Source organism: Streptomyces sp. NPDC056347, assembly GCF_042262625.1.
Classification (GTDB): Bacteria; Actinomycetota; Actinomycetes; order Streptomycetales; family Streptomycetaceae; genus Streptomyces.
On the sequence record NZ_JBHJQP010000169.1, the window covers coordinates 1 to 6,121 of the forward strand.

Annotated in this window: 5 protein-coding genes; 2 read left to right on the forward strand and 3 right to left on the reverse strand. The window is 70.4% G+C overall.

The window, feature by feature from the left end; translation table 11 throughout:
• Nucleotides 1–49: 49 nt before the first annotated feature.
• The 3 genes from acnA to ACFCV8_RS29425 form a co-directional block, all read right to left on the reverse strand.
• Entirely contained in the window at nt 50–2,764 is a 2,715-nt protein-coding gene (gene acnA / locus ACFCV8_RS29415; RefSeq protein ID WP_376688507.1) for an aconitate hydratase AcnA, read from the reverse strand.
• Nucleotides 2,765–3,370: 606 nt separating this feature from the next.
• Nucleotides 3,371–4,261, reverse strand: a complete 891-nt coding sequence (locus ACFCV8_RS29420; RefSeq protein ID WP_376688508.1) for an aminoglycoside phosphotransferase family protein — start codon at nt 4,259–4,261, stop codon at nt 3,371–3,373.
• A gap of 176 nt (nt 4,262–4,437) precedes the next feature.
• Nucleotides 4,438–4,824, reverse strand: coding sequence for a hypothetical protein (locus ACFCV8_RS29425; protein ID WP_376688509.1), 387 nt, complete (start codon nt 4,822–4,824; stop codon nt 4,438–4,440).
• Nucleotides 4,825–5,162: 338 nt separating this feature from the next.
• On the opposite strand from ACFCV8_RS29425, the gene ACFCV8_RS29430 reads away from it, so the two are divergent.
• Nucleotides 5,163–5,384: a hypothetical protein gene (locus ACFCV8_RS29430; protein ID WP_376688510.1), complete on the forward strand. Its 222-nt coding sequence runs from the start codon at nt 5,163–5,165 to the stop codon at nt 5,382–5,384.
• Between the two features lie 31 nt (nt 5,385–5,415).
• Complete coding sequence (locus tag ACFCV8_RS29435) at nt 5,416–6,039, forward strand: RraA family protein (protein ID WP_376688511.1); 624 nt, start codon at nt 5,416–5,418, stop codon at nt 6,037–6,039.
• The last annotated feature ends 82 nt before the right edge of the window (nt 6,040–6,121 follow it).

Below are 6,121 nucleotides of genomic sequence, written 5' to 3' on the forward strand. Positions count from 1 at the left end.
CTCCGCGTGCTGCGGAGGGGGGCGGCCCGTTGCTCTGCCGGACCCGCTGTTACTTGCGGATCAGGCTGCGGAGCACGTACTGCATGATGCCGCCGTTGCGGTAGTAGTCCGCCTCGCCGGGGGTGTCGATGCGGACGACCGCGTCGAACTCCACACCGGTGTCGGTGGACACCTTGACGGTGCGCGGGGTGGTGCCGTCGTTCAGCTCGGTCACGCCGGTGAAGGAGAAGGTCTCCTCGCCGGTCAGGCCGAGGGACTCGGCGTTCGCGCCCTCCGGGAACTGGAGCGGGAGGACGCCCATGCCGATGAGGTTCGAGCGGTGGATGCGCTCGTAGGACTCGGCGATGACGGCCTTGACGCCGAGGAGCGCGGTGCCCTTGGCGGCCCAGTCGCGGGACGAGCCGGAGCCGTACTCCTTGCCCGCCAGGATCACCAGCGGCGTGCCGGCGGCCTGGTAGTTCTGCGAGGCGTCGTAGATGAACGAGACCGGCGCGCCGTCCCGGGTGAAGTCGCGGGTGAAGCCACCCTCGGTGCCCGGGGCGATCTGGTTGCGCAGGCGGATGTTGGCGAACGTGCCGCGGATCATGACCTCGTGGTTGCCTCGGCGCGAGCCGTAGGAGTTGAAGTCACGGCGCTCGACGCCGTGCTCCGTGAGGTACTTGCCGGCCGGGGTGTCGGCCTTGATCGCACCGGCCGGGGAGATGTGGTCGGTGGTGACCGAGTCGCCCAGCTTGGCGAGGACACGGGCGCCGGTGATGTCGGCGACCGGGGTCGTCTCCATCGTCATGCCCTCGAAGTACGGGGGCTTGCGCACGTAGGTGGACTCGGCGTCCCACTCGAAGGTGTTGCCGGTCGGGATCGACAGCGCCTGCCACTGGGCGTCGCCCGCGAAGACGTCCTGGTAGGACTTGTTGAACATGTCCTCGCCGATGGAGTTGGCGACGACGTCGTTGACCTCGGCCTCGGACGGCCAGATGTCCGCCAGGTAGACCGGCTTGCCGTCCTGGTCGGTGCCCAGGGCGTCCTTGGTGATGTCCACCTTCATCGAACCGGCCAGGGCGTACGCGACGACCAGCGGCGGGGACGCCAGGTAGTTCATCTTGACGTCGGGGTTGATCCGGCCCTCGAAGTTGCGGTTGCCGGAGAGCACCGAGGTCACGGCCAGGTCGTGGTCGTTGACCGCCTTGGAGACCTCCTCCGGCAGCGGGCCGGAGTTGCCGATGCAGGTGGTGCAGCCGTAGCCGACGAGGTTGAAGCCGACCTTGTCGAGGTACGGGGTCAGGCCCGCCTTGTCGAAGTAGTCGGTGACGACCTTCGAGCCCGGGGCGAGGGTGGTCTTGACCCACGGCTTGCGGGTCAGGCCCTTCTCGACCGCCTTCTTCGCCACGAGCGCCGCGGCGACCATGACGTACGGGTTCGAGGTGTTGGTGCAGGAGGTGATCGCGGCGACGGTGACGGCGCCGTGGTCGATCTCGTACGTCGAGCCGTCGGGGGCGGTCACGGTGACCGGGTTCGACGGGGTGCCGTTGGCAGCGGCCGGGGCGTCGGAGGCCGGGAAGGACTCCTCGCCCGCCTCGTCGGCGGTGGAGACGTAGTTCAGGACGTCGCTCTTGAACTGCTCGGCGGCGTTGGCGAGGACGATGCGGTCCTGCGGGCGCTTCGGGCCGGCGATCGACGGGACGACCGTCGAGAGGTCCAGCTCCAGCTTCTCCGAGAAGTCCGGCTCGGCGGCCGGGTCGAGCCAGAGGCCCTGCTCCTTGGCGTACGCCTCGACGAGCGCGACCTGCTGCTCGTCACGGCCGGTCAGGCGGAGGTACTTCAGCGTCTCGTCGTCGATCGGGAAGATCGCGGCGGTGGAGCCGAACTCCGGCGACATGTTGCCGATGGTGGCGCGGTTGGCGAGCGAGGTGGCGGCGACGCCCTCGCCGTAGAACTCGACGAACTTGCCGACGACACCGTGCTTGCGGAGCATCTCGGTGATGGTCAGCACCAGGTCGGTGGCGGTGGTGCCGGCCGGGAGCTCGCCGGTCAGCTTGAAGCCGACGACGCGCGGGATGAGCATCGAGACCGGCTGGCCCAGCATCGCGGCCTCGGCCTCGATGCCGCCGACGCCCCAGCCCAGCACACCGAGGCCGTTGACCATGGTGGTGTGCGAGTCGGTGCCGACGAGGGTGTCGGGGTAGGCCTGTCCGTTGCGGACCATGACCGTACGGGCCAGCTTCTCGATGTTGACCTGGTGGACGATGCCGGTGCCCGGGGGGACGACCTTGAACTCGTCGAAGGCGGTCTGACCCCAGCGCAGGAACTGGTAGCGCTCCTTGTTGCGGCCGTACTCCAGCTCGACGTTCTGCGCGAACGCGTCGTTGGTGCCGAACTTGTCGGCGATGACGGAGTGGTCGATGACCAGCTCGGCCGGGGCGAGCGGGTTGATCTTGGCCGGGTCGCCGCCCAGCTCCTTGACGGCCTCACGCATGGTGGCGAGGTCCACGACACACGGCACACCGGTGAAGTCCTGCATGATCACGCGGGCCGGCGTGAACTGGATCTCCTGGCTGGGCTGCGCCTGGGAGTCCCAGCCGCCGAGCGCCCGGATGTGGTCGGCGGTGATGTTCGCGCCGTCCTCGGTGCGGAGCAGGTTCTCCAGCAGCACCTTCAGGCTGTAGGGAAGGCGGGCGGAGCCCTCGACCTTGTCCAGCTTGAAGATCTCGTACGACTCGTCGCCCACGCGCAGCGTGCTGCGGGCGTCGAAGCTGTTCGCCGACACGACAGTCTCCTTCATCAATGTGCGCGTACTCCGCGCCGCGCCTTGTCACGCCAGGCGCCGCGTGGTGCCGCCTACGGCACCTCGACCATCCGCTAAGGTAAGGCTTAGTTAGGTAACCCTTACCGTCGGGCGGGCTGCGGTGCGCCTTCGGCATATATCTCGATGTCGAGATAACTCTAGTACATCACCGTTCCACGGTCATGCGCGGGCGCCCCAGTCCCCGTGATCGGGTCGAGGCGCTCGGCGGCGGACCCGGTCGCTCCGGCTTCCTTGCCGGTGAACCCGGTCGCCCGAGGGGAGGTACCGGGGGCGCCGGGCGGCCGTACCGGCCGGGGCGGGCCTTGGGGAGCCGTGCGTCGAGCCGTCCCGTACGCGGATGCGGCACGGGAGTGTCGGCAGCGTCCGCTGCTGGGCCGCGTAACGGCTCGGTCCGAGGCTCACCGGACCGGGCCTCGCCGACGCAAGCTCCCCTCACGACCGCGTCGGACCCAACCCGTACCCGACACGAACAGAGATGCTGGCCGATGATCCCCGTCTTTCCCTGCTCATCCGCATCGGCGCCCGCAGAGCCCGCACCATCCAGGGCCCGGCTCCGCGGCACCGGGTTCAGTTCGTCGACTCCAGAATCCGGTCGAGCGTCCGGCGCCCCGTCCTGCTCATCGTCGGATTGCTCTCGACGTAGTACCAGACGAGACCCATCGCCTGTTCGAAGGCCCATGCCTTGCCGCGCTCCCACTCCAGATCGTCACAGGCCAGTGTCCCCCGGAGCACTTCCCGTGGACCCGGCCGCAGCAGGTGCCAGGCGCTGACCAGGTCCAGCGCGGGGTCGGCGGGCCCGAAGCCGCCGGTGTCGAGTACGCCGCCGAGCCGGTCTCCCGCGACCAGTACGTTGCCGGGAATCAGGTCACCATGGCTCATCACGTCGGGAGCCGCGCGCGGCAGCTCCCGCAGGCCGCTCCACACCTGGCGCAGCCGGGGCACGTCGAGGAGCCCCTCGCTCTCCTCGAAACACTTCGCCATCCAGTCGTCGTGGTGAGCGAGAACGCCGCCACGATTTTCGCCGCTGAAGCGCCGCCCTCGCGTCCCGGCGTCCCGCAGGGATGCGATGAAGGCCGCGAGATCCCGGGCAAAGGCGTCCGACCCGCTCGGATCGGCGTCAAGGGCGACCGTTCCCGGCAACCATGTCTGGACCGACCACGGCATGGGGTAACCCGCTCCGGGTCTTCCCAGGGCGACGGGTTCCGGAACGGGGAACCGGGACACCTGTGCCAGCTCCGCGCTCGCCCGGGCCTCGCGCTCGAGAACCGCCAGCGTCTCCGAGGCGCCGGCCAAACGCAGCGGAAAACGCGCGGAGAGGTCGTCCCCGATGCGGAAGATGGCGTGGACCGTCCCGGTCGACGACAGGAGCTGGATCGCCTTGCCGCTCCACCGGGGAAACTGCTCTCGGACCAGGGCCGCAACGATGTCGGCGGTCACGTCCACTTGGTCGTCGTGCATGGTCAATCCCGCAGGCCCTTCCACTGGTCCGGCTCGAAACAACGGAAGCGGTCCGGATCGACTGGGACGACAGCCAGTATTCATGCTCCAGGATCCTGATCAACCCGGTTCTTCGGGCACCCGGGCGTCCCGCCCGTTCCGCTCGCCCCGGGCCACGGCCTCGGCTTCGGTCCGGATCATTCGAGACGGGACGCACGGGAGGCACCCACCAAGAGCGGCCGTTCGCCATCCAACCTGGTCACCCGAGGCCGGGGCGTCACAGCCGACCGCTTCGCCGTCGACGGACAGCCGTGCACCGGGCCCGCCGATCCCGGCCGACGCACGGCCACGACCACCGGCGTGTCCGCCTTGATGGCACCGCCCGCCACCGCCTCGCGGAACATGGCCCGTACCAGGCGGCACTTCACGCTGCCGGCCGGATGCGCGGACTCGTCCCTGGCGTGGATGCCGATGCCCTGGCCGGCGGGCAGCACCAGAGAACAGAGCGGTGTCGGGCCCGGACCGTCGAGCCGCAGCCGCGAGATCGCCTCGGCGGCCCACGCGTCGGAGTCCTCCATGACCACGGCCGGGACCCTACGCCCGCCACCCGCCCCCGGCACCGCGCTGTCCGAACCCGTCCCTATGGTGTGCGCCATGGCAGTCCCCGAGACCATCCCCCTCGCCCACGAGCCGGACCACCGGACCGGCACCATCGGGCGGTACGCGCACGGCCAGTTCTTCGCCTCGGTCAGCTACGCCTTCCCCGAGGGGTACGCGCCCCGGGAGCGACTGGGCGGAGCGCAAGCGCCTCTACGTCGTCCTGCACCGCTTCGACCACGAGGGCCGCCATGTCGACTCGGACATCCGGCACATCGGCACCTGGGCCGAGCAAATGCGCCGGCCCCGCGGCGACGGGTCCGTCATGGCACGGGCGCGGGCGCGGCTCGCGGATCTCCTCGACGGGCTCCCCGGGCGCGCGTACGGCGACATCGCCGTACGGCCGTTCCGGCTGACCGTCGACGGCGTGCTCTTCGGCCTGGTCGTCGAGGCGGGCGAGGAGGCGGACGGCGCGGACGACCGGGCCGAGCTGCATCCCGACGGGCTCGGCTTCCGCGCCCCCTGGGACGGCCTGTACGACACCTGACGCAAGGAACCGAACCGGACGACGGAGGAACATGAACGAAACGAGCGGTTTCCAGGACATCTCCCCGACCACCCTCGCCGACCTCCTGGGACGCGGGCAGGTCATGGACATCACCATCCGGCCACTGTGGACACCGTCCCCCCGGATCGCCGGTCCGGCGTTCACGGTCCGGTGCCCGCCCGGCGACAACCTCATGCTGCACGCGGCCATCCACCGCGCGGAGCCCGGCTCCGTCATCGTCGTCGAGTCGGGCGACGTCGACCACGCCCTGGCCGGTGGCAATGTGTGCGCCGTGGCCCAACGCCGCGGTATCGCCGCCTTCGTGACGGACGGAGTGATCCGCGACCTCGCCGAGGTCCGTGCGATGGGCTTCCCGGTCTTCGCCCGGGGCGTCATCCCCATTCCGGGAGCGAAGAAGGCGGTGGAGCCGCTCAACCGGCCCGTGCGGTGCGGCGGCGTGACGGTGGAAGCCGGTGACATCGTGGTGGCCGACGAGGAGGGCGTCGTGGTCGTCCCGCGCACCGGCCACGAGCAGGTGCTCCTGGACGCGCGGGCGAAGGCGGCCAAGGAGGCCGGCGAGAGCCTCGGCGACTGGGAGGCCGCCCACCGCTCCCGTATCGACGCGATCCTGCACGGGGCCGGTTTCGAGGACTGACCGTTCCCGCGGTGCCGGGGGCCGGCCGCAGTGCGGCCCCCCCCCCGGCCCGCCGCCGCCCCCCCCCCCCCCGACGGGCCCG

Coding starts and splice junctions, on each gene's coding strand:
- ACFCV8_RS29420 (WP_376688508.1), bottom strand. CDS start 4,261: ATGCACGACGACCAAGTGGACGTGACCGCCGACATCGTTGCGGCCCTG.
- ACFCV8_RS29430 (WP_376688510.1), top strand. CDS start 5,163: ATGGCACGGGCGCGGGCGCGGCTCGCGGATCTCCTCGACGGGCTCCCC.
- ACFCV8_RS29435 (WP_376688511.1), top strand. CDS start 5,416: ATGAACGAAACGAGCGGTTTCCAGGACATCTCCCCGACCACCCTCGCC.